We start from the raw sequence: 25,577 nt of genomic DNA on the forward strand, positions 1-25,577 counted from the left end.
GTCAGTTCCGGAAGAGGTCGAGGATGCGGTTGCGCTCTTCCGGCGGCGGCGGCGGGCTCACCGGCACGCCGGTCAAGGCTTCGACTGGTGCCACCGGTGCTGCCGCTTCCACGCCGAGGCTCGCCACGCCGCGGCCCGGCGCGTAGTCGTCGTAATACCACTCGCCGCCCACGTTCACGATGCCCGACGGCGGCGTGGCCGACAGGTCGGTCACGGGCACGCCCTTGATGGCGGTCTCCATGTAGTTGATCCAGATCGGCAGGCTCAGGCCGCCACCGGTCTCGCGATCGCCCAGGTTGCGCGGCGTGTCGTAGCCGATCCACGAAATCGCCGTCATCGTGGGCTGGAAGCCCGCGAACCAGGCATCGAGCGAATCGTTGGTGGTGCCGGTCTTGCCGTAGAGGTCGATGCGCTTGAGCGTGGCCTGTGCCTTCGCGGCTGTGCCGGCGCGAGCGACGGAATTGAGCAGCGTGTCCATGATGAAGGCGTTGCGCTGCGGAATGGCGCGGTTCGCTTCGTTGAGCAATGACGGCTGCTTGTCGACCAGGAGCTTGTCCTTGTGGTCGGTGATGCGGGTCACCAGGTACGGATTCACGCGGTACCCGCCATTGGCGAACACCGAGTAACCCACCGCCATCTGCATCGGCGTGACGGCGCCTGCACCCAGCGCCATCGGCAGGTAGGCGGGGTGCTTGTCCTTGTCGAAGCCGAAGTTGGTGATCCATTCCTGCGCATAGCGGGTGCCGATGGATTGCAGGATGCGGATCGACACGAGGTTCTTCGACTTCATGAGCGCCGTGCGCATCGACATCGGGCCGTCGTAGCCGCCGCCGTAGTTCTTGGGCTCCCACGGCTGGCCGCCGGTGGTGCCGGCATCGAAGAAGAGCGGGCCGTCGTTGATGACCGTGGCAGGGGTGAAGCCCTTCTCCAGCGCGGCCGAGTAGATGAACGGCTTGAAGCTCGAGCCCGGCTGGCGCCAGGCCTGCGTCACGTGGTTGAACTTGTTCTTGCCGAAATCGAAGCCGCCCACCAGCGCCTTGATGGCGCCGTCGCGCGGGTCCATGGCGATGAAGGCGCCTTCCACCTCGGGCAACTGGGTGATTTCCCAGGTGTTCTTGGGCGTTTTCACCACGCGGATCACCGCGCCACGGCGGATCTTGATGTTGGGCGGTGCCTTGTCGGAGAGCCCTGACTGCGCGGGCTTCAAGCCTTCGCCGGTGATCTGCACGGGGTCGCCGTTGCCGCGCACCGCGTCGATCTGTTTTGCCGTGGCCTTGAGGACGACTGCTGCCATCACATCGCCGTTATCGGGGTGATCGGTGAGAGCGTCGTCGACGGCTTCGTCGAGGTCCTTGTTGTCGGCCGGGAGGTCGACGAACTTCTCGGGGCCGCGATAGATCTGGCGGCGCTCGTAATCCATGATGCCCTTGCGCAGCGCCTTGTAGGCGGCCGCCTGATCGGCCGCGACCAGCGAGGTGTAGACCTTGAGGCCGCGCGTGTAGGTGCTGTCGCCGTATTGCGCATACATCAGTTGGCGCACGGTTTCGGCCACGTACTCCGCGTGCAGGCGGTTCGGATCGGCGGCATCGCGCAGATGCAGTTCTTCCTTTTTGGCCTCGGCGGCCTGCTCGGCGGTGATGAAGCCGGCCTCCTGCATGCGATCAATCACATAGAACTGGCGGCCGCGTGCGCGTTGCGGGTTGTTGACGGGGTTGTTGGCGCCCGGTGCCTTGGGCAAACCGGCGAGCATGGCGGCCTGCGCGATCGTCAGTTCCTGCAGCGGCTTGCCGAAGTACGCGTCAGACGCGGCGGCGAAGCCGTAGGCGCGGTTGCCCAGGTAGATCTGGTTCAGGTAGATCTCGAAGATCTGGTCCTTGCTGAGCAGGTGCTCCAGCTTGAAGGTGAGCAGCACTTCGTAGACCTTGCGGGTCAGCGTCTTCTCGGAGCTCAGGTAGACGTTGCGCGCCACCTGCATCGTGATGGTCGATGCGCCCTGGCTCTTCACCCGGTTCAGGTTGGCCAGGCCCGCGCGGACCATGCCCTTGTAGTCGACGCCGCCGTGGTCATAGAAGCGCGCATCTTCGGCGGCAAGCACCGCATCTTTCACCACCTTGGGAATCGCGGCGATCGGCGTGAGGTTGCGCCGTTCTTCGCCGAATTCGCCGATCAGCGTGCCTTCGGCGGAAAAAACCCGCAGCGGCAGCTTGGGCCGGTAGTCGGAGAGTTCCGAGATGTCCGGCAGGTTCGGATAGGCGACCGCGAGAGCCACCGCGACCACGCAAAGGACAGACAGCACACCGGCCGCGGCAATGCCGAACCCCCAGAACACGAAGCGCAACAACCATCTGAGCCAGGCTGGTCGTGCGGGAGGAGGGGTCTTGGCTGGCCCTTTGGGGCGTGGTGTTTCTTGCATGGAGGGCCGGAGAGTCACCGGACATTATAAAAAGCCGCCCCTCCAGCGAGATCCGATCTTTGTTTCCTCGTGCAGTCCTAATCCAAAAGTTACAGAATGCGGCTTTGACGTCAGGTTTTGACAACGGTTCTCGGGTTTGTCCGCCTGGGTTGCTTGGTGGGCGTTACGCCTGCTGCTAGAGTGCAACCGAACGCATATTTTTCCATTGGTTACAAATACAGGGGGAGAGGGACCTAACTTGGCTGCTCTTGGAACATTGTTTCGTCGTCAAAACGCCCCCCTGCTTGGGCTGGATGTCAGTTCGTCCAGCGTCAAGCTGGTCGAGCTCGGCCGTGAAGCCAGCGGAAAGCTGGTGCTGGAGCGTTGCGCCATCGAGCCGCTAGAACGCGGCTGGATCACTGACGGCAACGTCGAGAAATTCGACGAGGTGGCCGAGGCCGTCCGGCGTGTCGTGCGCAAGAGCGGCACCAAAACGCGCAACGTCGCGCTCGCACTGCCGCCGTCGGCTGTGATCACCAAGAAGATCATTCTTCCCGGTGGCATGAGCGAGCAGGAACTCGAGATCCAGGTCGAGTCCGAAGCCAACCAGTACATCCCCTTCTCGCTCGATGAGGTGAGCCTCGACTTTTGCGTCACCGGCCCGAGCGCCAGTTCCGCCGGCGATGTGGAAGTGCTGATCGCCGCGTCCCGCAAGGAGAAGGTCCAGGACCGCGAAGGCCTGGCCGAAGCGGCCGGGCTCAAGGCCATGATCCTGGACGTCGAGTCCTACGCCTCGCGCCTCGCGACCGCACGCCTGATCGAGCAATTGCCAGGCAAGGGCGTGGACTCGATCGTGGCGCTGTTCGAGGTGGGCGCGTTCACCACCAGCATGCAGGTGTTGCGCAACCAGGAAGTGTTGTACGACCGCGACCAGGCCTTCGGCGGCGCCCAGCTGACCCAGCTGATCGTGCGGCAGTACGGTTTTTCCGCAGAAGAAGCCGAAGCCAAGAAGCGCAGCGGCGACCTGCCCGACGACTACGGCTCGGGCGTACTCAAGCCCTTCGTGGAAAGCATCGCGCAGGAAATTGCGCGTGCGCTTCAATTTTTCTTCACGAGCACGCCGCACAACCGCGTCGATTACGTGCTGCTGGCCGGCGGTTCGTCGTCGCTGCCGGGGCTGACTAGTGCCGTGACCCGCCAGACCTCGTTTGCGTGCTCGCTGGTCAATCCGTTCGACGGCATGGACTTCGGTCCGAGCATCCGCGAGAAGAAGGTGCGGCGCGAAGCGCCTTCGTACCTGACCTCGTGCGGCCTTGCCATGCGGAGGTTCCTGCAGTGATCCTCATCAACCTGCTTCCGCATCGCGAAGCCGCACGCAAGCGGCGTCGCGAGGCCTTCTATGGAACCCTCGGCGGCGCTGCCCTGTTGGGTGCCTTGATCGCGGGCCTCGGCTACCTCTGGTTCGAGGCGCAGATCTCGACCCAGCAATCGAAGAACGGTTTCCTGCAAGCCGAGATCAAGAAACTCGAAGTCGAGATCAAGGAGATTTCGACGCTGCAAGATGAAATTGCGGCTCTGCGCGCGCGCCAGCAGGCCGTCGAAGACCTGCAGGGCGACCGCAACCTGCCAGTGCACCTGTTCAATGAGCTGGTCCGGCAACTGCCCGACGGTGTCTATCTGAGCAGCATGAAGCAGGACAACCAGACCGTGACGTTGCAAGGCATGGCCCAGTCCAACGAACGCGTGTCGGAATTGCTGCGCAACCTGGGCAACAACAGCCCTTGGCTGGTGAAGCCCGAACTGGTCGAGATCACGTCGACGAATGTAAACCTGAGCCAGCGCGACCAGCGTCGTGTTGCAAGCTTCACGATGAAGATCGGCCTGAAGCGGCCGACCGATGCGCAGAAGGCTGCAGCTGACAAAGCGCTGGCCGCTGCCGCGCAGTCCAAGGGGTAATCGATCATGGCAAGCAATCGCCCCTCCCAAAAAGTAGACGTCGGCGCCGCACTGCGGAGCGTCGGCGATCAGTTCCGCGGACTCAATCCGAACGACCCGTCGATGTGGCCGGCAGTCCCGCGCTACGCCTTGTGCCTGGCCGTGACCGCACTGGTGCTCGTGGCGTTGTGGTTCGTCTGGCTCACCAACTCCAACGACCAACTCGAGAGCGAGCGTGCCAAGGAAGTGACGCTCAAGGCCGACTACCAGAAGAAGGTCGCCCAGGCGGCGAACCTCGACCTTCTGAAGAAGCAGCGCGAACAGGTTCAGCAGTACGTGACTCTGCTCGAGAAGCAGTTGCCCAGCAAGGCGGAAATGGACGCGCTGCTCTCGGACATCAACCAGGCCGGCCTCGGCCGCAGCCTGCAGTTCGAGCTGTTCCGCCCGGGTTCCATCTCTGTGAAGGACTACTACGCCGAGCTTCCGATCGCCGTTCGTGTCACCGGGCGCTATCACGACATGGGCGCCTTCGCAGCAGACGTTGCCAGTCTCTCGCGCATCGTGACACTCAACAACGTGACGATCACGCCGCAAAAGGACAAGGACGTGCTGACGATGGACGCCACCGCGCGCACCTTCCGCTATCTCGATGAAGACGAGCGGGCAGCCCAGAAACGCGCCACGGCGCCGAAGGCGAAGAAATGAGGGCGGCAAGCAAAGTCCTCTGGCTGATGCTGGCCACGATGGGCCTGAGCGCCTGCGATTCCGGCCAGGAAGACCTGCAGCGCTGGATGGTCGAGCAGCGCGCCCAGGTGAAACCTTCGGTGCCTCCGATTACCGAGCCCAAGAAATTCACGCCGCAGGCATACACCGAAGGCTCGTCTTTCGAGCCCTTCAACATGCTGAAGCTGACGCAGGCGCTGCGCCGCGAATCGAACCAGCCGAGCACCTCGGAGCTGATCGCGCCCGAACTGGCGCGCCGCAAGGAGTCGCTCGAAGCCTTCCCGCTCGATTCGATGGCCATGGTGGGCAGCATGAACCGCAACGGCCAGCCGGTGGCGCTGGTTCGTGTCGACAAGCTGCTCTACAAGGTGCGCGTCGGCGAATACCTGGGCCTGAACTACGGGCGCATTACCCGTATCAACGAAACCGAAGTCGCCTTGCGTGAAATCGTGCAAGACGCCGCCGGTGAATGGATCGAACGCGTGGCGACATTGCAGCTGCAAGAGAGTGCGAAATGAACCAAAAAAAATCAACGATGGCACAGTGGCTGCGCGCCGCCGGGCTGGGTCTGCTGGCCTTCGGTGCACTTGCCGTCGCCCATGCGCAAAACGCGATCGAGGCTGTCACCAGCTCGACGCAATCCGGCGCCGAGGTGATCCGGATCGATCTGACCCAGCCGCTGACCGCGGTGCCGGCCGGATTCGCCGTGCAGACGCCTGCGCGGATCGCGCTGGACTTTCCGGGCGTGACGAATGCCATCGGGCGTTCCGCCATTGAAGTGAACCAGGGCAACCTGCGTTCGGTCAACGTCGTGCAGGCCGGCGAGCGCAGCCGGGTGGTGCTGAACCTCAAGCAAGCCACGGCCTACAAGACCGAAATCCAGGGCAAGTCGCTGCTGGTCATTCTCGAACCGGCCGCCGGTACGGCATTGGCTGCATCGACGGCCACGGTTTTCGCGGAGAACCGCAATCGCGACACGCTGCCGCTGCGCGACGTCGACTTCCGTCTTGGCGCCGACAGCACGGGCCGCGTCATCGTCGACCTGCCGAACAACCAGGTGGGTGTCGATGTCAAGCAGCAAGGCAAGAACCTTGTCGTGGAATTCACCAAGTCGACGCTGCCTGAAGGCCTGCGCCGCCGCCTCGACGTTGGCGACTTCGGCACTCCGGTCCAGCTGATCACCTCGCAGCAGTCTGGCGACCGCGTTCGCATGACGATCGAAGCCAAGGGTGACTGGGAGCACAGTGCCTACCAGAGCGAAAACCAGTTCGTGGTGGAAGTGCGTGCCCGCAAGGTCGACCCCACCAAGCTCACGCAAGGCGTTGGCTACAACGGTGAGAAGCTCTCTCTGAACTTCCAGAACATCGAGATTCGCTCGCTGCTGCAGGTGATTGCCGACTTCACGAACTTCAACATCGTGACCTCGGACTCGGTGACCGGCGCGCTGACGCTGCGTCTGAAGGACGTGCCGTGGGACCAGGCGCTGGACATCATCATGCAGGCGAAGAACCTGGGCATGCGCAAGAACGGCAGCGTGCTGTGGATCGCACCCAAGGATGAAATCAACGCCAAGGAAAAGCTCGAATTCGAGGCCAAGGCAGCGATCGAGAACCTGGAGCCGCTGCGCACTCAATCGTTCCAGCTGAATTACACGAAGGCGATTGCCATTGCGCAAGGCCTCACCGGTACCGGGGCTTCAGCTGGTGGCAGCGGTGGTGGGAGCAGTGGTACGACCACTCGCATTTTGAGCCCGCGCGGTAGTGTGATCGCCGAGGCGCGGACCAATCAGTTGTTTGTGTCGGACATCCCTTCGCGGCTCGCGCAGGTGTCGGAGCTGATTCAGAAGCTGGATATTCCGGTCCGTCAGGTGCTGATCGAAGCTCGTATTGTCGAAGCATCCGATACGTTCGGCAAATCGCTGGGAGTGCGCCTGGGTGGCGGCATTGCGGGAGAACGCTTTGCTTCCTCGGCTGGTAACCGAGCATTTGGCACGGTGGGGGTGATGCCCGTTACCGGCACGGGCAGTACCGGTGGTACGCCGACCACCACATGGACGAACTCCAATTTCGTCAATCTACCCGCAGGCGATGCAGGTGTTGCAGGCACAGCCGCCGGCACCTTCGCGATCTCGCTGTTCAACTCGAGCTTCTCCCGAATGCTTAACCTCGAAATCTCCGCGCTGGAAGCCGACGGCAAGGGCAAGCTGGTTTCCAGCCCCCGCGTCATCACGGCCGACCAGACCAAGGCGCTGATTGAGCAGGGCGAAGAAATCCCCTACCAGCAGGCGACGTCCAGCGGCGCAACTTCCATCTCGTTCCGCAAGGCGGTGCTCAAGCTCGAAGTCACCCCGCAGATCACGCCCGAAGGCAACATCATCCTGACCCTGGATGTGAGCAAGGATGCCCGCGGTGCGAACACGCCCTCGGGCCCGGCCATCAACACCAAGCATGTTCAGACCGAGGTGCTTGTAGAGAACGGCGGCACGGTTGTCATCGGTGGTATCTTCGAACTTACCGAAACCAATGACGAGTCGCGCGTGCCGGTGCTGGGTGAAATCCCCTACATGGGGGCATTGTTCCGCAAGCGCGAACGCGTTGCCAACAAGACCGAAATGCTCGTCTTTATCACTCCAAAGATGATTACCGACCGCAACGCCGCGCGCTGACGCGCGGGCGTAGCAGCCACCGCGTGGCGGTCGCACTCGTCGGCTTGCCCGGCGCCGGAAAATCCGCAGTGGGCCGGCGCCTGGGGGCGCGGTTGAACACTCCATTCATCGACACCGATCACGTGATCGAACAGCGCATCGGCTGCTCGATCCGTGATTACTTCGAACGCGAAGGCGAGGCGGTCTTCCGGGATCTCGAACAGAGCGTCATCGCCGATCTGGCCGCGAACGCCCAGGGCGTGCTGGCCACCGGCGGCGGCGCCGTGTTGCGCGAGGCCAACCGCGGCCAACTGCGCGATCACTTCCATGTGATCTACCTGCGCTCCTCCCCTGAAGACCTGTTCCGGCGTCTGCGCCACGACGTCAAGCGGCCGCTCCTGCAAGTGGCCGACCCGCTGGGCCGGCTTCGCGAGCTGCACGACGCGCGCGATCCGCTTTATCGCGAGACGGCCCACGATGTGGTCGATACCGGACGGCCCTCGATCGCCATGCTGGTCAACATCATCGTGATGCAGCTCGAACTGGCCGGCGTCGTCGCGCCGGGCGCCCATCCTGAAGAGCCCACCGCCTGAGCCTGCCCCGGCCGCAGCGCCTAAACTCGCTGCCATGCCATTGTCAGCACAGCCCGTACTTTCCGCACCGCCAGAACGCGTCGACATCCAGCTCGGCGATCGCAGTTATCCCATCCTGATCGGCGCCGGCCTGCTGGACGATCCGACAAGCTTCGCGGCCACGCCCGCGGCCGCCAGCGCCCTGATCGTCAGCAACACCACGGTCGCTCCGCTCTACGCCAAGGCGCTTCGGGCCGCGCTGGCGAACCGCTTTCGCACCGTGCACCTGCTCGAGCTTCCCGACGGCGAGGTGTACAAGAACCTCGAAACACTGAACCTGATCTTCGACGCGCTGCTGGGCCACGGCAGCGACCGCAAGACCGTGCTGTTCGCCCTGGGCGGCGGCGTGGTGGGCGACATGACCGGCTTCGCCGCTGCCAGCTACATGCGCGGCGTGCCTTTCGTGCAGGTGCCGACCACGCTGCTGGCGCAGGTCGATTCGTCGGTCGGCGGCAAGACGGCCATCAACCATCCGCTGGGCAAGAACATGATCGGCGCGTTCTACCAGCCGCAACTGGTGGTTTGCGACCTCGGCACGCTGCAGACGCTGCCGCCGCGCGAACTCAGCGCGGGCCTGGCCGAAGTGATCAAGTACGGGCCGATCCACGACATGGCGTTCTTCGACTGGATCGAAACGAACATCGACGCGCTGGTTGCACGCGATCCGGCCGCGCTGGCCTACGCCGTCAAGCGTAGCTGCGAGATCAAGGCGCTGGTGGTCGGCCAGGACGAGCGCGAGACAGGCCTGCGCGCCATCCTGAATTTCGGCCACACCTTCGGCCACGCGATCGAATCGGGCCTCGGCTACGGCGAATGGCTGCATGGCGAGGCTGTCGGCTGCGGCATGGTCATGGCGGCGCACCTGTCGCAGCGGCTGGGCGGCGTCGATTCGGCGTTCGTGGCACGCCTCACCCGCCTCATCGAACGCGCGGGTTTGCCGATCGTCGGTCCGGCCCTCGGCGCCGACCGTTACCTGGAACTGATGCGCGTGGACAAGAAGTCGGAAGCCGGCGAGATCCGCTTCGTGGTGATCGACAAGCCCGGTTCCGCCGCGCTCAGCAGCGCGCCCGACGCGCTGGTGCGCGAAGTGCTCGCGCAGTGCTGCCTGGCGGGATGATCACAGCGCCGGGCCGCGACAGGCAAGCGCGCACCGCAACGCGAAGCGCCGAGGTCCCCGCATGAGTCTCGCGGCCTATGCCTGCCACCCCGCCCAGTCGCGCGGCCGCCGTCATGCCGAGCCGCCCGCGCCCACGCGCGACGCCTTCCAGCGCGACCGTGACCGCATCGTGCACTCCACGGCGTTCCGCCGGCTGGTCTACAAGACGCAGGTCTTCCTCAACCACGAAGGCGACCTGTTCCGCACGCGGCTCACGCATTCGCTGGAAGTCGCGCAGCTGGGCCGCTCCATCGCGCGGGCCCTGCGCCTGAACGAAGACCTGGTCGAAGCGATCGCCCTGGCGCACGACTTGGGCCACACGCCCTTCGGCCATGCGGGGCAAGACGCGCTCAATGTCTGCATGTCCGACTACGGCGGCTTCGAGCACAACCTGCAGAGCCTGCGCGTGGTGGATGCCCTGGAGCACCGCTACCCGCAATACGACGGCCTGAACCTCAGCTTCGAGACCCGTGAGGGCATCCTCAAGCACTGCTCGCGCGCGAATGCCGAGCGCCTGGAGCTGGCCGAGCCGAACGGGGTGGCGCGCCGCTTCCTCGACCGCACGCAACCCGGCCTCGAGGCGCAGCTGTGCAACCTGGCCGATGCCATCGCCTACAACGCCCACGACATCGACGACGGCGTGCGATCGGGCCTCATCAGCGTCGAGCAACTCGCCGAGGTGGAGCTCTTCGAGCGCTACCGGCGCGAGGCGCTCGCCGAATACCCGGAGCTGCAGGGGCGTCGCGTGCTTTACGAGACGATCCGCCGCATGCTGAGCGCGCAGGTCTACGACGTGATCGACGCGACCCGCGCGGCGCTGCAGGCCGTGGCGCCTGCCGATGCGGATGGCGTCCGCAATGCCGTACCCATCGTCGCCTTCAGCGAGACCATGCAGGCCCAGTCGGACGAACTCAAGCGTTTTCTGTTCCGGAACCTCTATCGCCACCCGCAGGTAACGCAGACCACCGACCAGGCCCAGCAGGTGGTGCGCGAGTTGTTCGAGGCCTACCTCGAACGCGGGGTCGAAATGCCCGACTCCTATGCCGAGCGGCGCGACCGGCACCGGGCCGTGGCCGACTACATCGCCGGCATGACCGACCGCTTCGCGATGCGCGAGCACGAGCGGCTGACCGGCCGGCGAGGCATCGGGTGAGCACGGACCCCGCACCGCGCGTCCCGCTTGCGGCCTTCGCCGTCATGCTGGGCGGCGTCAGCGCCGCGTTGCACCTGGGCAAGCTGCCGCCCGCGGTGCCGGCGTTGCAGGCTTCTCTTGGCATCGGGCTGGTCGAAGCGGGGTTCCTGCTCTCGCTCGTGCAGGTCGCGAGCATGACGCTGGGCCTCGTGGCGGGTCTTGCGGCCGACACGATCGGCTTGCGCCGAAGCATGCTGACGGGGCTGGTGGTGCTGACGACGGCCAGCCTGCTTGGTGGTGCAGTCGGCGCCGGCCTCGTGGGCGGGGCGCAAGCGGTGCAGTGGTTGCTGGTCTTGCGCGCGGTCGAAGGTATCGGCTTTCTCCTGGCGGTCATGCCGGGCCCGGGACTGATCCGCGCGCTCACGCCATCGGGCGCCGACAAGGCGGCGCTCGGCCTCTGGGGCGCCTACATGCCGCTCGGCGTGGCCGTCGCGCTGTTGCTGGGGCCCGCACTCATCGCCTGGGGCGGTTGGGCCGACTGGTGGTGGGCGCTGTCGGTCGTCTCGGCTGCGGCCGCGCTGTGGGTGTGGTCCGCCGTGCCGGCAGACCGGCTGCGTCCTGCCGCGGCGAGCGGCGCGGGCGAAGGCTGGGTCTCGCGCCTGCGCGCCACGGTTGGTGCGCGCACACCCTGGCTGACCGCGCTGACCTTCGCCGTGTATTCGGCCCAGTGGATGGCCGTGATCGGTTTTCTACCCGCCATCTATGCCGGCGCGGGCGTTCCGGCCGGCTGGAACGCCGTGCTCACCGCAATCGCGGCCGCGATGAACATCGTCGGCAACGTGGCGGGCGGCCGCTGGCTGCAGCGCGGCGTGGCGCCCGAGCGCTTGTTGCAATGGGGCTTCCTGGCGATGGCGCTGGGCGGCGTGGCCGCGTTTGCCCAGGTGGGGCAGGGCGCCGATGCGCTGGGCCTGCCGCCTGCGCTTCGTTACGCCGCGGTCTGCGCCTTCTCGCTCGGCGGCGGCATGGTGCCGGCCACGCTGTTCCTGCTCGGCGTCCGGCTGGCGCCCAGTCCGACCACGGTTTCCACGACGGTGGGGCTCATGCAGCAGGCTTCGTCGCTCGGACAGTTCCTGGCGCCGCCGGCGGTGGCGTGGGTGGCGCATCGCGTCGGCGGCTGGCACTGGACCTGGGCGGCGACGCTCGCCTGCTCGGTCGCAGGCATGGCGCTCGCGAGGCGCCTGGGCCGAATACGCCCTCCAACGGAGGTGGCATGACCGACCCGGCGACAATCGACGCCGCTCAGGCCGAGGCCGACACGCGGCGCTGGCTCGAGCGGGCAGTCATCGGCCTGAACCTGTGTCCGTTCGCCAAGGCGGTGCATGTGAAGGCGCAAATCCACTACGCCGTACACCTGCCCGCCGAGGAAGCCGGCCTGATGGACGCCCTTCTTTCCGAAGCCAACGACCTCGCTGCCGTCGACGCCGCCGTGCGCGACACCACCCTTCTGATCGCACCCAACACCTTGGCGGATTTTCTGGACTTCAACGATTTTCTCGGCCGTGCCGAACGCAAGCTCTCGCGGGCCGGCTTCGACGGCGTGTTCCAGCTCGCGAGCTTTCACCCGCAGTTCCAGTTCGCGGGCACCGAGGCGGACGACATCGAGAACGCGACCAACCGGGCGCCGTACCCCACGCTGCACCTGCTGCGCGAAGACAGCGTGAGCCGCGCGGTCGAGGCGTTTCCGGGAGCCGAAGCCATCTTCGAACGCAACATCGAGACGCTCGAAGCGCTGGGCCCCGACGGCTGGGCCGCGCTCGACGTGGGCCCAGGGAGTGCCCGACCATGAATGCACACGCGGCCAAGGCCACGAAGACCAACAAGGCCGCGAAGGCCGACGCCGAACTGACCGAGGTGCTGCGCCCCGGGCAGTCGATCGAGCTGCTCAAGGAGCTGCACATCCTCACGCGCGAGGGCCGGCTCAACCAGGACTCGCGGCGCAAGCTCAAGCAGGTCTACCACCTGTTCCAGTTCATCGAGCAACTGCTGCGCGAGCTGCCGGGCGAGGGCGCCGAGGCCACGCTGGCCGACCACGGTGCGGGCAAGTCGTACCTCGGTTTCATCATCTACGACCTGTTCTTCAGGGCGCGCCAGGGCGGACATGTCTACGGCATCGAGACGCGGGCCGAGCTGGTCGAGCGCTCGCGCAAGCTGGCCGAGCACCTGGGCTTCGGGCGCATGTCGTTCCTCAATCTCACGGTCGCCGAATCGGCAAATGCGAGCGAGCTGCCGGCGCAGATCGACGTGGTCACCGCGCTGCACGCCTGCGACACCGCGACCGACGACGCCATCGCCTTCGGCCTGGCGAAGAAGGCGCGCTGCATGGTCCTGGTGCCGTGCTGCCAGGCGGAAGTGGCCGCCTGCCTGCGCGAGACCAAGGCGCTCGCCCTGTCGCGCACGCCGCTCGCGGAGCTGTGGCGCCATCCGCTGCACACGCGCGAAATCGGCAGCCAGCTCACCAACGTGCTGCGCTGCCTGTACCTCGAAGCCAACGGCTACAGCGTCACGGTCACCGAACTGGTCGGCTGGGAGCACAGCATGAAGAACGAGTTGATCCTGGCGCGCTACACCGGCCAGCGCAAGGCCAGCGCGGCGACGCGGTTGGGCGAGCTGTTGTCGCAGTTCGGGCTCGATGCGCTCGGCGACACCCGGTTTCGCCTGGGCTGACGAGCCCGTACCGCAGCGCTAGGCAGAGCGGGCGGCCCCGCGCGAGGCCACCAGGTCGGCGAATGAATCACGCGCGGGCCAAGCCACCGTCTTCCACGGGCTGAGGTCGTCCGAGAGAAGCTTCTCAGCGACCGAGGCCAGCAGCTTGCGCCCGACGATGTTGCTGCCCGGCGCGTTGCGTTCGCCGGCGAGAAAGCTCTGCGCGTAGTGGTCCCAGCCGCTGAAACGCTCGATCGCGAGCTCCATGGCCGGTTCGAGCCAGTCCAGAGCCTCCTCGGCACTCGTGTAGCCGACAGCGGCCGCGCCCGTCGCCAGATGGGCGGCGCGACCGATCCACAGGGCCAGGTCGTCGTCGCTGGCCTGTGCGGCGAGGCCATCGACGATCTCCGTCACCGCAGACTCGGCCTCGTCGCCGTTCGACACCGAGAAGTCGCGCGCCAGCAGTTTCTTCCAGGCCTCGACCTCATCGGGAGGGATGCCGACGCACATCAGGTGCACGGCGCTGCGTTGCGCCTCGCGTGCCTCCTTCAGATCGGGTGCGAAGGTCTGCCGGTACACCGCGGCGAGGGCCACGGCGAAATTCTCGAAGCGCGACGAGGCCGCCAGGCGGGCCGCGAGCGCGGCGTTGTTTTCCTGTCGCGCGGCCTCACGGTCGGCCGTCTCCTGCGCGAGCTCGGCCCGTCCCTCGGCCATGCCCTCTTTCACCGTGTCCACCAATTCTTTGAAAAACTTGAACATTCGTCCCCCTCCAGGGTGTTGGTCAGCGAGCCGCTTAGGATACAAGCCTCGCGCTTCACTGCGTCACTTCAACCCATGGCCCGACTTCCCCGTCTCACGCTGGCCGACATGCCGCACCACGTGATCCAGCGCGGCAACAACCGCCAGCCGATCTTTGTGGATCGCGCGGACCAAGAAAAGCTGCTCGGCCTCCTGGCCGACAACGCCTCACGCTTTGGCATCGCGCTGCACGCCTACGTGCTGATGGACAACCATTTCCACCTGCTGGCCACGCCCGACAGCACCACCGGCCTGCCGCAGTTCATGCAGTCGGTGGGGCGCAGCTACGTGCGCTACTTCAACGACCGCCATGGCCGCAGCGGCACCCTGTGGGAGGGGCGCTACAGGTCGACGCTGATCCAGACCGATCGCTACCTCATGACCTGCATGGCCTACATCGACCTCAACCCGGTGCGCGCCGGCATGGCGGTAGATGCCCGCGACTATCCGTGGTCGAGTCACGGGCACTACGCGGGGCTGCGCCACGACAAGCTGCTGACGCCGCATCCGCTGTACTGGGAGTTGGGCAACACGCCGTTCGCGCGCGAGGCGGCGTATGTCGAGTTGGTGCGTGCGGGCGTGCGGTCGGCCGATCAGAACGCGTTGACCGAGGCCACCTTGCGCGGCTGGGCGGCGGGCGACGGCGATTTTCTGGACGCATTGCAGAAATCGACCGAGCGTCGCGTGATCAAGGCCAAGGCCGGTCGGCCGCCGTCAGCGTCGAATTCTTAAGCTGAAAGCGCTGGCTCGGCCGCGTGCCGTCTGCGATTTTTGCTACTCTTTTTAATATGTCCCTAATTTAATCCCGATAAGAAAACTCGACTTTTAATAAGAATCTGACCCCTATTAAAGTGTTTGGCATTCTTTGTGCATCGCAATATGCTCCCTTTCCCTGCGAAAACTGAAGGAGTGCGCCATGACGACGGCTGCCGAGATCGAACATCTCCAAAAACACGGTCTGTATTCCGGTGCCGACGAGCACGATGCCTGCGGCGTCGGCTTCGTGGCCCACATCAAGGGCGAAAAGAGCCACGCCATCGTGCTGCAGGGCTTGAAGATCCTCGAGAACCTCGACCATCGCGGCGCAGTGGGCGCCGACAAGCTGATGGGCGACGGCGCCGGCATCCTGATCCAGCTGCCCGACCACCTCTACCGCGAAGAGATGGCCAAGCAGGGCGTCACGCTGCCCCCGCCGGGCGAATACGGGGTCGGCATGATCTTCCTGCCGAAGGAACACGCCTCGCGCGAAGCCTGCGAGCAGGAAATGGAGCGCGCGATCAAGGCCGAAGGCCAGGTGCTGCTCGGCTGGCGCGACGTGCCGGTCAACCGCGACATGCCCATGTCGCCCACCGTGCGCGAAAAGGAACCGCTGCTGCGCCAGGTCTTCATCGGCCGCGGCAATGACGTGATCGTGCAGGACGCGCTGGAGCGCAAGCTCTACGTGATCCGCAAGACCGCCAGCGCCAACATCCAGCGCCTGAAGCTCAAGCACAGCAAGGAATACTACGTTCCCAGCATGTCGAGCCGCACCGTGGTCTACAAGGGCCTGCTGCTCGCCGACCAGGTCGGCACCTACTACCTCGACCTGCAGGACAAGCGCTGTGTCTCGGCCCTCGGCCTCGTGCACCAGCGCTTCTCGACCAACACCTTCCCCGAGTGGCCGCTGGCCCACCCGTACCGCTACGTTGCGCACAACGGCGAAATCAACACGGTCAAGGGCAACTACAACTGGATGAAGGCGCGCGAAGGCGTCATGTCGTCGCCCGTGCTGGGCGCCGACCTGCAGAAGCTCTACCCGATCAGCTTTGCCGGCCAGTCCGACACCGCCACCTTCGACAACTGCCTCGAGCTCCTGACGATGGCCGGCTACCCCATCAGCCAGGCCGTGATGATGATGATTCCCGAGCCCTGGGAGCAGCACGCCACCATGGACCCGCGCCGCCGCGCGTTCTATGAGTACCACGCCGCCATGCTGGAGCCCTGGGACGGCCCGGCCTCCATCGTGTTCACCGACGGCCGCCAGATCGGCGCCACGCTCGACCGCAACGGCCTGCGTCCCTCGCGCTATTGCGTGACCGACGACGACCTGGTCATCATGGCCTCCGAGTCGGGCGTGCTGCCCGTGCCCGAGCAGAAGATCGTTCGCAAGTGGCGCCTGCAGCCCGGCAAGATGTTCCTGATCGACCTGGAGCAGGGCCGCATGATCGATGACGAGGAGGTCAAGGCCACCCTCGCCAACAGCAAGCCCTACAAGCAGTGGATCGAGAACCTGCGCATCAAGCTCGACAGCGTCAATGCCGCGCCCGTCTCCGCGCCGCTCAGCCAGGTCGCGCTGCTCGACCGCCAGCAGGCGTTCGGCTACACGCAGGAAGACATCAAGTTCCTGATGAGCCCGATGGCGCAGGCCGGGGAAGAAGGCATCGGCTCCATGGGCAACGACAGCCCCCTGGCCGTGCTCTCCAACAAGAACAAGCCGCTCTACAACTATTTCAAGCAGTTGTTCGCGCAGGTGACGAACCCGCCGATCGACCCGATCCGCGAAGCCATCGTGATGTCGCTGGTGTCGTTCATCGGCCCCAAGCCCAACCTGCTGGACATCAACCAGGTCAACCCGCCGATGCGGCTCGAAGTGAGCCAGCCGATCCTCGACTTCGCCGACATGGCGAAGCTGCGCGACATCGGCAAGTACACGCAGGGCAAGTTCAAGAGCTACGTGCTCGACATCACCTACCCGCTCGCCTGGGGCGACGAGGGCGTCGAAGCCAAGCTGGCGTCGCTCTGCGCCGAAGCGGTGGACGCCATCAAGGGCGGCCACAACATCCTGATCGTGAGCGACCGCGGCGTGAGCCCGACGCAGGTGGCGATTCCGGCAGTGCTGGCCCTCTCGGCCGTGCACCAGTACCTGGTCCGCGAGGGCCTGCGCACCACGGCCGGCCTCGTGGTGGAAACCGGTTCGGCCCGCGAAGTGCATCACTTCGGCGTGCTCGCCGGCTACGGCGCGGAAGCCGTGCATCCGTACCTCGCGATGGAAACCCTGGCGGCCATGCATGCCGACCTGCCGGGCGACCTGAGCGCCGACAAGGCGGTCTACAACTACGTCAAGGCCATCGGCAAGGGCCTGTCGAAGATCATGTCGAAGATGGGTGTCAGCACCTACATGAGCTACTGCGGCGCCCAGTTGTTCGAGGCCATCGGCCTGAACAGCGAGACGGTGAACAAGTACTTCACCGGCACGGCCAGCCGCGTGGAAGGCATCGGCGTCTTCGAGATCGCCGAGGAAGCCATCCGCATGCACAAGGCCGCGTTCAGCGACGACCCGGTGCTGGCCAACATGCTGGACGCCGGCGGCGAATACGCCTGGCGCACGCGCGGCGAAGAGCACATGTGGACGCCCGACGCCATCGCCAAGCTGCAGCACAGCACGCGCTCCAACAACTGGAACACGTACAAGGAATACGCCCAGCTCATCAACGACCAGAACCGTCGGCACCTCACGCTGCGCGGCCTGTTCGAGTTCAAGATCGATCCGGCCAAGGCGATCCCGGTGGACGAAGTCGAAGCGGCTTCCGAAATCGTCAAGCGCTTCGCCACCGGCGCGATGTCGCTCGGCTCGATCAGCACCGAGGCGCACGCCACGCTCGCCATTGCAATGAACCGCATCGGCGGCAAGAGCAACACCGGCGAGGGCGGCGAAGACCCGGCGCGCTACCGCAACGAGCTCAAGGGCATCCCGATCAAGCAGGGCGACACGCTCAAGAGCGTGATCGGCGCGGCCAACGTCGAGGTCGACTTGCCGCTCAACGACGGCGACTCGCTGCGCTCGCGCATCAAGCAGGTGGCCTCGGGCCGCTTCGGCGTCACCGCCGAGTACCTGCACTCGGCCGACCAGATCCAGATCAAGATGGCGCAGGGCGCCAAGCCGGGCGAGGGCGGTCAGCTCCCGGGCGGCAAGGTCACCGAGTACATCGGCAAGCAGCGCTATGCCGTGCCGGGCGTGGGGCTCATCTCGCCCCCGCCGCACCACGACATCTACTCGATCGAAGATCTGGCCCAGCTCATCCACGACCTGAAGAACACCGCGCCGCACGCGAGCATCAGCGTCAAGCTGGTGAGCGAAATCGGCGTCGGCACGATCGCCGCGGGCGTGGCCAAGTGCAAGAGCGACCACGTGGTGATCGCCGGCCACGACGGCGGCACGGGCGCATCGCCCTGGTCGTCGATCAAGCACGCGGGCAGCCCGTGGGAAATCGGCCTGGCCGAGACGCAGCAGACGCTGGTGCTCAACCGCCTGCGCAGCCGCATCCGCGTGCAGGCCGACGGCCAGATGAAGACCGGTCGCGACGTCGCCATCGGCGCGCTGCTGGGCGCCGACGAATTCGGCTTCGCCACCGCGCCGCTGGTGGTCGAGGGCTGCATCATGATGCGCAAGTGCCACCTGAACACCTGCCCGGTGGGCGTGGCCACCCAAGACCCGATCCTGCGCAAGAAGTTCTCGGGCAAGCCCGAGCACGTCGTCAACTACTTCTTCTTCGTCGCCGAAGAAGTGCGCCAGATCATGGCCCAGCTGGGCATCCGCAAGTTCGACGACCTGATCGGCCGCGCCGACCTGCTCGACACCCGCAAGGGCATCGAACACTGGAAGGCCTCGGGCCTGGATTTCAGCCGCCTGTTCGCACTGCCGAACGTGCCGGCCGACGTGGCGCGCTTCCACGTCGAGAACCAGGACCACGGCCTGGAGCGCGCGCTCGACGTCAAGCTCATCGAGAAGTCGCGTCCCGCCATCGACAAGGGCGAGAAGGTGCAGTTCATCGAGGTGGCGCGCAACGTCAACCGTTCGGTGGGCGCGATGCTCTCGGGTGCGCTCACCAAGGTGCATCCCCAAGGCCTGCCTGACGACTCGATCCGCATCCAGCTCGAAGGCACGGGCGGGCAGTCGTTCGGTGCGTTCCTCGCGCGCGGCATCACGCTATACCTGATCGGCGACGCCAACGACTACACCGGCAAGGGCCTCTCCGGCGGCCGCGTGGTGGTGCGTCCCAGCCTCGATTTCCGCGGCGAAGCGGTGCGCAACACCATCGTCGGCAACACCGCGCTGTACGGCGCGACCACCGGCGAGGCGTATCTCTGCGGCGTGGCCGGCGAGCGTTTCGCGGTGCGCCTCTCGGGCGCCACGGCGGTCATCGAAGGCACGGGCGACCATGGCTGCGAATACATGACCGGCGGCACGGTCGCGGTGCTCGGCAAGACGGGCCGCAACTTCGCGGCCGGCATGAGCGGCGGCGTCGCCTTCGTCTACGACGAGGACGGCCAGTTCGCCACGCGCTGCAACCTCTCGATGGTGTCGCTCGACAAGGTGCTGACTTCGGCCGAACAGACCGCCAGCGTGCATCGCAAGATCTGGCACGGCGGCGAGACCGACGAGGCCCAGCTCAAGAAGCTGCTCGAAGAGCACCACCGCTGGACCGGCAGCAAGCGCGCGCGCGAACTGCTGGACAACTGGGCCGTGTCGCGCACCAAGTTCGTCAAGGTGTTCCCGAACGAATACAAGCGAGCGCTTGCCGAACTGCACGACCGCAAGGTCGAGCTCACCAGCAGCGGCAACAACGCGCATGTCGGCCTCGAGCCGCACGCGCTGACCGCACCGGCCGCCGTCTGAGCGCGGCCACAGATACGAAGAACAGAGGAAAGCACGATGGGAAAGATCACCGGCTTCATGGAGCATGAGCGCATCGAAGAGGGCTACAAGCCCGTCGACGAGCGCGTCAAGCACTACAAGGAATTCGTCGTCGGCCTCACGCCCGAGCAGGCCAAGGTGCAGGGCGCGCGCTGCATGGACTGCGGCACGCCGTTCTGCAACAGCGGCTGCCCGGTCAACAACATCATTCCGGACTTCAACGACCTCGTGTATCGCAACGATTGGCAGAACGCCTTCGCGGTGCTTGACTCGACCAACAACTTCCCCGAGTTCACCGGCCGCATCTGCCCCGCCCCCTGCGAGGCGGCCTGCGTGCTCAACGTGAACGACGACGCGATCGGCATCAAGTCGATCGAGCACGCGATCATCGACCGCGCCTGGGACGAAGGCTGGGTGGCGCCGCGCGTGGCCAAGCACAAGACCGGCAAGAAGGTGGCCGTGGTGGGCGCGGGCCCCGCAGGCATGGCGGCTGCGCAGCAGCTGGCGCGCGCCGGCCACGACGTGACCCTCTTCGAGAAGAACGACCGCATCGGCGGCCTGCTGCGCTACGGCATCCCCGACTTCAAGATGGAGAAGACCCACATCGACCGCCGTGTCGAGCAGATGAAGGCCGAGGGCGTGACCTTCCGCACCGGCGTGATGATCGGTGCCGCGAAGGACCCGCTGGGCAAGGGCTCCAAGGTGACCAACCTCGCCAAGGAAACCATCACCCCCGAGCAGCTGCAGAAGGACTTCGATGCCGTGGTGCTCACCGGCGGCGCCGAGCAATCGCGCGACCTGCCGGTGCCCGGCCGCGACCTGGACGGCATCCACTTCGCGATGGAGTTCCTGCCGCAGCAGAACCGCGTCAACGCGGGCGACAAGGTCAAGGGCCAGTTGCGCGCGGACGGCAAGCACGTGATCGTCATCGGCGGCGGCGACACCGGCTCCGACTGCGTGGGCACCAGCAACCGCCACGGCGCCGTGAGCGTCACGCAGTTCGAACTGATGCCCCAGCCGCCCGAGGAAGAGAACCGCCCGCTGACCTGGCCCTACTGGCCGATCAAGCTGCGCACCAGCTCCAGCCACGAAGAAGGCTGCGAGCGCGAGTTCGCCATCTCCACCAAGGAGTTCATCGGCGAAAAGGGCAAGGTCACGGGCCTGAAGACCGTTCGCGTCGAGTGGAAGGACGGCAAGATGCAGGAAGTGGCCGGCAGCGAGCAGATCCTCAAGGCCGACCTCGTTCTGCTGGCGATGGGCTTCATCAGCCCCGTGGCCACCGTGCTCGACGCTTTCGGCGTGGAGAAGGATGCCCGCGGCAACGCCCGAGCGAGCGTCGACTTCATCGGCGGCTACGCCACCAACGTGCCGAAGGTGTTTGCAGCGGGCGATATCCGCCGCGGCCAGTCGCTGGTGGTGTGGGCCATTCGCGAGGGGCGCCAGGCCGCACGATCGGTGGACGAGTTCCTCATGGGATTCAGTGATTTGCCGCGCTGATTTTTGTTTCAATTTCGCGGGCGCCTTCGCCGCCCCGCTATCATTCGCGGAAACCGCATGCCGGGATGCCTGAAAAGGCGCCCGGCTTTTTTATTGAGATGGACCCAGCCGCACAGCCACAACCCTTCGTAGAGTTCCGCGACGTCACGTTTGGCTACGGGGCGCGTGCGATTCTCGACGGCGTCTCTTTCGTCGTCCCGCGCGGCAAGGTCACCGCCCTCATGGGCGCCTCCGGCGGCGGCAAGACCACCGTGCTGCGGTTGATCGGCGGACAGCAGCGGGCGCAGCGCGGCGAGGTGCATTTCGACGGCCACGACGTCGGCAAGTTCGACAACGCGGCGCTCTACGCGGCCCGGCGTCGCATGGGCATGCTCTTCCAGTTCGGGGCGCTCTTCACCGACATGACCGTGTTCGACAACGTGGCGTTCCCGCTGCGCGAGCACACGCAGTTGTCCGAAGCGCTGGTGCGCGACGTGGTGCTCATGAAGCTCGATGCGGTAGGCCTGCGCGGTGCGCGCGACCTGATGCCCAGCGAGGTGTCGGGCGGCATGGCACGGCGCGTGGCGCTCGCGCGCGCGATCGCGCTCGACCCCGATCTCGTGATGTACGACGAACCCTTCGCCGGTCTCGATCCGATTTCGCTCGGTACCGCGGCGCGGCTGATTCGCCAGCTCAACGACACGCTCGGGCTGACCAGCATCGTGGTCTCGCACGATCTCGAAGAAACCTTCCGCATCGCCGATCACGTGATCATCCTGGCCAACGGCAGCATTGCCGCGCAGGGCGCGCCAGCCGAGGTGCGCGAGAGCACCGACCCGCTGGTGCACCAGTTCGTGAATGCGCTGCCCGACGGGCCGGTGCGCTTTCATTACCCGGGCGTCAGCATCGAAGACGATTTCGGCAATGTCGAAGGAGGGCGCTCATGAGCTGGTGGAAGCCCGCCGACGTCGGCTTTGCCGTGCGCAGCCATCTTGCGAATCTGGGCTACGGCGCCAAGCTCTTCATGCGCCTTCTTGGCCCGGGCGCGCAGATCATGCGGCGCTTCGGCCTCGTGCGCGACCAGATCCATTTCCTGGGCAACTACTCGCTCGCGATCATCGGCGTGTCGGGGCTGTTCGTTGGATTCGTGCTGGGCTTGCAGATGTACTACGCGCTGCAACGCTACGGCTCGTCCGAGGCGCTCGGCCTCCTGGTCACGCTGAGCCTCGTGCGCGAGCTCGGGCCCGTGGTGGCCGCGCTGCTCTTCACCGGGCGCGCGGGCACGTCGCTCACCGCCGAGATCGGCCTCATGAAGGCCGACGAGCAATTGAGCGCCATGGAAATGATGGCGGTCGATCCGGTGCAACGCATCCTGGCGCCGCGCTTCTGGGCCGGCGTCATCACCATGCCGCTGCTGGCGGCCGTGTTCAGCGCGGTCGGCATCATGGGCGGCTACGTCGTGGGCGTGCTGATGCTGGGGGTCGACCCTGGCGCGTTCTGGGGCCAGATGCAGGGCGGCGTCGATGTGTGGCGCGACGTCGGCAACGGCGTGATCAAGAGCGTCGTTTTCGGCTTCACCGTGACCTTCATCGCGCTCCTGCAGGGCTACGAGGCCCAGCCCACGCCCGAGGGCGTGTCGCGCGCGACGACGCGCACGGTCGTGACGGCGTCGCTTGCGGTGCTCGGGCTGGACTTCCTGCTCACCGCCATGATGTTCAGTATTTAAAGGGGCACCGCTCCCATCGTTCTAAAGAGTGCAAACCATGCAACGTACCAACAACGACATCTGGGTCGGCCTATTCGTGCTCATCGGCGCGGCCGCACTGCTGTTTCTCGCGCTGCAGTCGGCCAATCTGCTGAGCCTGAACTTCCAGCAGACCTACGCGGTCACCGCGCGATTCGACAACATTGGTGGTTTGAAGCCACAAACCGCGGTCAAAAGCGCAGGCGTAGTGGTCGGACGTGTGGAATCCATCGCGTTCAACGACAAGGCCTTTCAGGCCGACGTCACGCTGGCGCTGCAAAAACGTTACAGTTTTCCCAAGGACAGCTCGCTCAAGATCCTGACCAGTGGCCTGCTCGGCGAGCAGTACATCGGCATCGAAGCGGGCGCCGAGGAGAAGAACTTGCAAGCCGGCGACACCATCACCTCGACCCAATCGGCCGTGGTGCTGGAGAACCTGATCAGCCAGTTCCTTTACAGCAAGGCGGCCGAGGGGGGTTCGAACACGGCGCCGGGAACAGCCAACAAAAAATGAAATCACGATTCTTTGCATCGAATGCTATGAAAAGCATAGCTAACAGCGCCCGCTGGGCAATTGCCGCTGGCGCTCTGGCGGTCGTCGCCGGGTGCGCCACCGGGCCCAACGCCAATCCGGCCGATCCGTTCGAGCCGTTCAATCGCGGCGTGACGCGCTTCAACGACACCGTGGACGACGCCGTCCTCGTGCCGGTGGCCACCGCCTACCAACGTGCGCTGCCCTCGATGGTGCGCACGGGCGTGAACAACTTCTTCGGCAACCTCAGCGACGTCTGGAATCTGGCCAACAACGTCGTGCAGCTCAAGCTGCAAGGCAGCGCCGAAACCTTCATGCGGCTCAACGTCAACACGTTCTTCGGCCTGGGCGGGCTGCTCGACGTGGCCACCGAGGCTGGTATTCCCCGTCATGACGAAGACTTCGGACAAACGCTGGGCTACTGGGGCGTAGGTGCCGGTCCGTACGTCGTGCTGCCGCTGCTCGGCCCGTCGACCCTGCGCGACACGGCTGCGCTGCCGGTGGACCGCTTCGGCGACCCGGTTTCTCAGATGGACGACGTGGCCTGGCGCAATTCGCTCTCGGTGCTGCGCATCGTCGATACGCGTTCGCAGTACCTGCGCGCGAGCCGCCTGCTCGGCGAGGCCGCGCTCGACAAGTATTCGTTTACGCGGGATGCCTTCCTGCAGCGCCGCCGCAGCCAGGTCTACGACGGCAATCCGCCGGACGACGGTGCCGGCAACAGCCCGGCAGACGACGGCGCCGGAAAGTAATTAACGCAGCGGCGGACCATGAAGCCGCTTGCATCCGGTTGCAAGGCTTCACCTGCGCTTCAGGAACCCGGTCGGCCTCGGGCCTGTCGAATCCGTTCTTGTCGCAGCACCTCGGCCGCCGCGCGCGGCGCCGGTGTTTCGTCCATTTTCAAAACTTCGAGGGACTCTCCATGAACAACAAGATCTTGCAACGACGCGATGTGGGCCGGCTGGTTCTGGCAGGTGCCCTGCTGTTCGGCGCCGCTGTCGCCTTCGTCCGCCCGGCCTACGCCGCCGACGAGGCGCCTGACGCGCTGGTCAAGCGCCTGTCGACCGATGTGCTCGAGACGATCAAGGCCGACTCGTCGATCAAGGCCGGCGACGTCAACAAGATCATGCTGCTGGTCGACAGCAAGATCATGCCCAACGTCAACTTTCAGCGCATGACGGCCTCCGCCGTCGGCCCGGCCTGGCGCCAGGCCACGCCCGAGCAGCAAAAGCGCCTGCAGGACGAATTCAAGGCCCTGCTGGTTCGCACCTACGCCGGCGCGCTCGACCAGGTGGTCGACCAGACCGTGACCGTGCGTCCGTTCCGCGGCTCGGCCGATGACAAGGAAGTGCTGGTCCGCACCGAGATCCAGGGGCGCGGCGACCCCGTGCAGCTGGACTACCGCCTCGAGAAGACGCCGGGCCAGGGCGCAGGCTGGAAGGTCTACAACCTCAATGTGCTGGGCGTCTGGCTGGTCGATACCTACCGCACGCAGTTCGCGCAGGAAATCAACAAGAGCGGCATCGACGGCCTGATCGCCGCGCTGGCCAGCCGCAACAAGAGCAACACCAAGGGCTGACCGGCCCACGGCGACGCACATGCTGGTCCTGCCCACCAAGCTCACCCACGACGAGGCCCCCGCCTGCATGCGCATGCTGCAGCAGGGGCTCAAGGGACAGACGGACTCGTCGTCCACGGTGGTCGACGCCACTGCGCTGGCCCAGTTCGATTCGTCGGCGCTGGCGGTGCTGCTCGAATGCCGCCGCGAGTCCAGCGCACTGGGCCGCGGCTTTTCGGTCAAGGGCCTGTCGCCGCGTCTGCGCGAACTGGCTGCGCTGTACGGCATCGCGGGCCTTTTGCCCGCCGCGCCCTGACGGTCGGCTTCCCGGCTTTTCACTTCCCTTCGCTGCGTGTAAATCGCCAGCCTCCGAGGCTGGGGGCGCGGCCCGCTTTGGGCGGCCCGGCGGCGACCGCATGAGGTCAATCGAGCCGCCGCACGGCAGCTCGCGGGGGCGCCCCGTAAAATCGCGGGCTCC

General features: G+C 65.7%; 22 protein-coding genes. 20 read left to right on the top strand and 2 right to left on the bottom strand.

Annotated elements, in window-relative coordinates; translation table 11 throughout:
• Window position 1 precedes the first annotated feature (1 nt).
• Entirely contained in the window at window positions 2-2,413 is a 2,412-nt protein-coding gene (locus RT97_RS12275) for a penicillin-binding protein 1A (protein WP_042579068.1), read from the bottom strand.
• A 238-nt stretch (window positions 2,414-2,651) separates the two neighbouring features.
• Here RT97_RS12275 and RT97_RS12280 point away from each other — a divergent pair, with 238 nt between their 5' ends.
• The 11 genes from RT97_RS12280 to RT97_RS12330 all read left to right on the top strand — a co-directional run bounded on the left by RT97_RS12280 (window position 2,652) and on the right by RT97_RS12330 (window position 13,338).
• A complete protein-coding gene (locus RT97_RS12280) occupies window positions 2,652-3,731 on the top strand; it encodes a pilus assembly protein PilM (RefSeq protein WP_042579069.1) in 1,080 nt (359 codons plus the stop codon).
• Entirely contained in the window at window positions 3,728-4,348 is a 621-nt protein-coding gene (locus tag RT97_RS12285) for a PilN domain-containing protein (protein ID WP_042579070.1), read from the top strand. Before RT97_RS12280 ends, RT97_RS12285 begins: the two co-directional genes overlap by 4 nt.
• A gap of 6 nt (window positions 4,349-4,354) precedes the next feature.
• Entirely contained in the window at window positions 4,355-5,032 is a 678-nt protein-coding gene (locus tag RT97_RS12290; RefSeq protein ID WP_042579071.1) for a type 4a pilus biogenesis protein PilO, read from the top strand.
• On the top strand, window positions 5,029-5,568 hold the full coding sequence (locus RT97_RS12295; RefSeq protein ID WP_042579072.1) for a pilus assembly protein PilP: 540 nt from the start codon (window positions 5,029-5,031) through the stop codon (window positions 5,566-5,568). Before RT97_RS12290 ends, RT97_RS12295 begins: the two co-directional genes overlap by 4 nt.
• The gene (pilQ, locus tag RT97_RS12300) at window positions 5,565-7,715 is read left to right on the top strand and encodes a type IV pilus secretin PilQ (protein ID WP_042579073.1); all 2,151 of its coding nucleotides are present in this window, start codon (window positions 5,565-5,567) and stop codon (window positions 7,713-7,715) included. Before RT97_RS12295 ends, pilQ begins: the two co-directional genes overlap by 4 nt.
• A gap of 23 nt (window positions 7,716-7,738) precedes the next feature.
• On the top strand, window positions 7,739-8,287 hold the full coding sequence (locus tag RT97_RS12305) for a shikimate kinase (protein ID WP_042579074.1): 549 nt from the start codon (window positions 7,739-7,741) through the stop codon (window positions 8,285-8,287).
• A gap of 34 nt (window positions 8,288-8,321) precedes the next feature.
• The gene (aroB, locus tag RT97_RS12310; RefSeq protein ID WP_042579075.1) at window positions 8,322-9,443 is read left to right on the top strand and encodes a 3-dehydroquinate synthase; all 1,122 of its coding nucleotides are present in this window, start codon (window positions 8,322-8,324) and stop codon (window positions 9,441-9,443) included.
• Between the two features lie 61 nt (window positions 9,444-9,504).
• Entirely contained in the window at window positions 9,505-10,635 is a 1,131-nt protein-coding gene (locus RT97_RS12315) for a deoxyguanosinetriphosphate triphosphohydrolase (RefSeq protein ID WP_042579076.1), read from the top strand.
• 44 nt (window positions 10,636-10,679) lie between these two features.
• On the top strand, window positions 10,680-11,888 hold the full coding sequence (locus RT97_RS12320) for an MFS transporter (protein WP_042579126.1): 1,209 nt from the start codon (window positions 10,680-10,682) through the stop codon (window positions 11,886-11,888).
• Entirely contained in the window at window positions 11,885-12,460 is a 576-nt protein-coding gene (locus RT97_RS12325; protein ID WP_042579077.1) for a DUF1415 domain-containing protein, read from the top strand. The genes RT97_RS12320 and RT97_RS12325 overlap by 4 nt, the downstream gene beginning before the upstream one ends.
• A complete protein-coding gene (locus tag RT97_RS12330; RefSeq protein ID WP_042579078.1) occupies window positions 12,457-13,338 on the top strand; it encodes a class I SAM-dependent methyltransferase in 882 nt (293 codons plus the stop codon). Before RT97_RS12325 ends, RT97_RS12330 begins: the two co-directional genes overlap by 4 nt.
• 18 nt (window positions 13,339-13,356) lie before the next feature.
• Here the strand turns inward: RT97_RS12330 and RT97_RS12335 are convergent, their stop codons facing one another.
• A complete protein-coding gene (locus RT97_RS12335; protein ID WP_042579079.1) occupies window positions 13,357-14,076 on the bottom strand; it encodes a DUF1266 domain-containing protein in 720 nt (239 codons plus the stop codon).
• A 75-nt stretch (window positions 14,077-14,151) separates the two neighbouring features.
• On the opposite strand from RT97_RS12335, the gene RT97_RS12340 reads away from it, so the two are divergent.
• From RT97_RS12340 to RT97_RS12380, 9 genes are all read left to right on the top strand, one after another.
• Window positions 14,152-14,847, top strand: a complete 696-nt coding sequence (locus tag RT97_RS12340; protein ID WP_042579080.1) for a transposase — start codon at window positions 14,152-14,154, stop codon at window positions 14,845-14,847.
• Window positions 14,848-15,031: 184 nt separating this feature from the next.
• Window positions 15,032-19,771, top strand: a complete 4,740-nt coding sequence (locus RT97_RS12345) for a glutamate synthase-related protein (RefSeq protein ID WP_042579081.1) — start codon at window positions 15,032-15,034, stop codon at window positions 19,769-19,771.
• A gap of 36 nt (window positions 19,772-19,807) precedes the next feature.
• Window positions 19,808-21,286 carry a glutamate synthase subunit beta gene (locus tag RT97_RS12350; RefSeq protein ID WP_042579082.1) on the top strand — a complete coding sequence of 493 codons (1,479 nt, stop codon included), beginning with the start codon at window positions 19,808-19,810 and terminating at the stop codon, window positions 21,284-21,286.
• 98 nt (window positions 21,287-21,384) lie between these two features.
• Window positions 21,385-22,212 carry an ABC transporter ATP-binding protein gene (locus tag RT97_RS12355; protein WP_042579083.1) on the top strand — a complete coding sequence of 276 codons (828 nt, stop codon included), beginning with the start codon at window positions 21,385-21,387 and terminating at the stop codon, window positions 22,210-22,212.
• Window positions 22,209-22,991 (top strand): lipid asymmetry maintenance ABC transporter permease subunit MlaE, encoded by a 783-nt coding sequence (mlaE, locus tag RT97_RS12360; RefSeq protein WP_042579084.1) that lies wholly within the window; start codon window positions 22,209-22,211, stop codon window positions 22,989-22,991. The genes RT97_RS12355 and mlaE overlap by 4 nt, the downstream gene beginning before the upstream one ends.
• A 37-nt stretch (window positions 22,992-23,028) precedes the next feature.
• On the top strand, window positions 23,029-23,523 hold the full coding sequence (gene mlaD / locus RT97_RS12365) for an outer membrane lipid asymmetry maintenance protein MlaD (RefSeq protein WP_042579085.1): 495 nt from the start codon (window positions 23,029-23,031) through the stop codon (window positions 23,521-23,523).
• A 26-nt stretch (window positions 23,524-23,549) separates the two neighbouring features.
• Complete coding sequence (locus RT97_RS12370) at window positions 23,550-24,293, top strand: MlaA family lipoprotein (RefSeq protein WP_155403795.1); 744 nt, start codon at window positions 23,550-23,552, stop codon at window positions 24,291-24,293.
• Between the two features lie 170 nt (window positions 24,294-24,463).
• Window positions 24,464-25,120: an MlaC/ttg2D family ABC transporter substrate-binding protein gene (locus RT97_RS12375; protein ID WP_042579127.1), complete on the top strand. Its 657-nt coding sequence runs from the start codon at window positions 24,464-24,466 to the stop codon at window positions 25,118-25,120.
• A gap of 19 nt (window positions 25,121-25,139) precedes the next feature.
• The gene (locus tag RT97_RS12380; protein ID WP_013539706.1) at window positions 25,140-25,415 is read left to right on the top strand and encodes an STAS domain-containing protein; all 276 of its coding nucleotides are present in this window, start codon (window positions 25,140-25,142) and stop codon (window positions 25,413-25,415) included.
• Window positions 25,416-25,577: the final 162 nt, after the last annotated feature.

This window comes from Variovorax paradoxus, from assembly GCF_000834655.1.
In the GTDB taxonomy this organism is placed as follows: Bacteria; Pseudomonadota; Gammaproteobacteria; order Burkholderiales; family Burkholderiaceae_C; genus Variovorax; species Variovorax paradoxus_F.

Bases quoted from the DNA above. Each gene is read 5' to 3' on its own strand.
- RT97_RS12275 (WP_042579068.1), bottom strand. From the start codon at position 2,413: ATGCAAGAAACACCACGCCCCAAAGGGCCAGCCAAGACCCCTCCTCCC.
- mlaE (WP_042579084.1), top strand. From the start codon at position 22,209: ATGAGCTGGTGGAAGCCCGCCGACGTCGGCTTTGCCGTGCGCAGCCAT.
- RT97_RS12380 (WP_013539706.1), top strand. From the start codon at position 25,140: ATGCTGGTCCTGCCCACCAAGCTCACCCACGACGAGGCCCCCGCCTGC.
- aroB (WP_042579075.1), top strand. From the start codon at position 8,322: ATGCCATTGTCAGCACAGCCCGTACTTTCCGCACCGCCAGAACGCGTC.
- RT97_RS12375 (WP_042579127.1), top strand. From the start codon at position 24,464: ATGAACAACAAGATCTTGCAACGACGCGATGTGGGCCGGCTGGTTCTG.
- RT97_RS12350 (WP_042579082.1), top strand. From the start codon at position 19,808: ATGGGAAAGATCACCGGCTTCATGGAGCATGAGCGCATCGAAGAGGGC.
- RT97_RS12290 (WP_042579071.1), top strand. From the start codon at position 4,355: ATGGCAAGCAATCGCCCCTCCCAAAAAGTAGACGTCGGCGCCGCACTG.
- RT97_RS12335 (WP_042579079.1), bottom strand. From the start codon at position 14,076: ATGTTCAAGTTTTTCAAAGAATTGGTGGACACGGTGAAAGAGGGCATG.
- RT97_RS12355 (WP_042579083.1), top strand. From the start codon at position 21,385: ATGGACCCAGCCGCACAGCCACAACCCTTCGTAGAGTTCCGCGACGTC.
- mlaD (WP_042579085.1), top strand. From the start codon at position 23,029: ATGCAACGTACCAACAACGACATCTGGGTCGGCCTATTCGTGCTCATC.
- RT97_RS12320 (WP_042579126.1), top strand. From the start codon at position 10,680: ATGCTGGGCGGCGTCAGCGCCGCGTTGCACCTGGGCAAGCTGCCGCCC.
- RT97_RS12295 (WP_042579072.1), top strand. From the start codon at position 5,029: ATGAGGGCGGCAAGCAAAGTCCTCTGGCTGATGCTGGCCACGATGGGC.
- RT97_RS12345 (WP_042579081.1), top strand. From the start codon at position 15,032: ATGACGACGGCTGCCGAGATCGAACATCTCCAAAAACACGGTCTGTAT.
- RT97_RS12325 (WP_042579077.1), top strand. From the start codon at position 11,885: ATGACCGACCCGGCGACAATCGACGCCGCTCAGGCCGAGGCCGACACG.
- RT97_RS12340 (WP_042579080.1), top strand. From the start codon at position 14,152: ATGGCCCGACTTCCCCGTCTCACGCTGGCCGACATGCCGCACCACGTG.
- RT97_RS12370 (WP_155403795.1), top strand. From the start codon at position 23,550: ATGAAAAGCATAGCTAACAGCGCCCGCTGGGCAATTGCCGCTGGCGCT.
- RT97_RS12330 (WP_042579078.1), top strand. From the start codon at position 12,457: ATGAATGCACACGCGGCCAAGGCCACGAAGACCAACAAGGCCGCGAAG.
- pilQ (WP_042579073.1), top strand. From the start codon at position 5,565: ATGAACCAAAAAAAATCAACGATGGCACAGTGGCTGCGCGCCGCCGGG.
- RT97_RS12315 (WP_042579076.1), top strand. From the start codon at position 9,505: ATGAGTCTCGCGGCCTATGCCTGCCACCCCGCCCAGTCGCGCGGCCGC.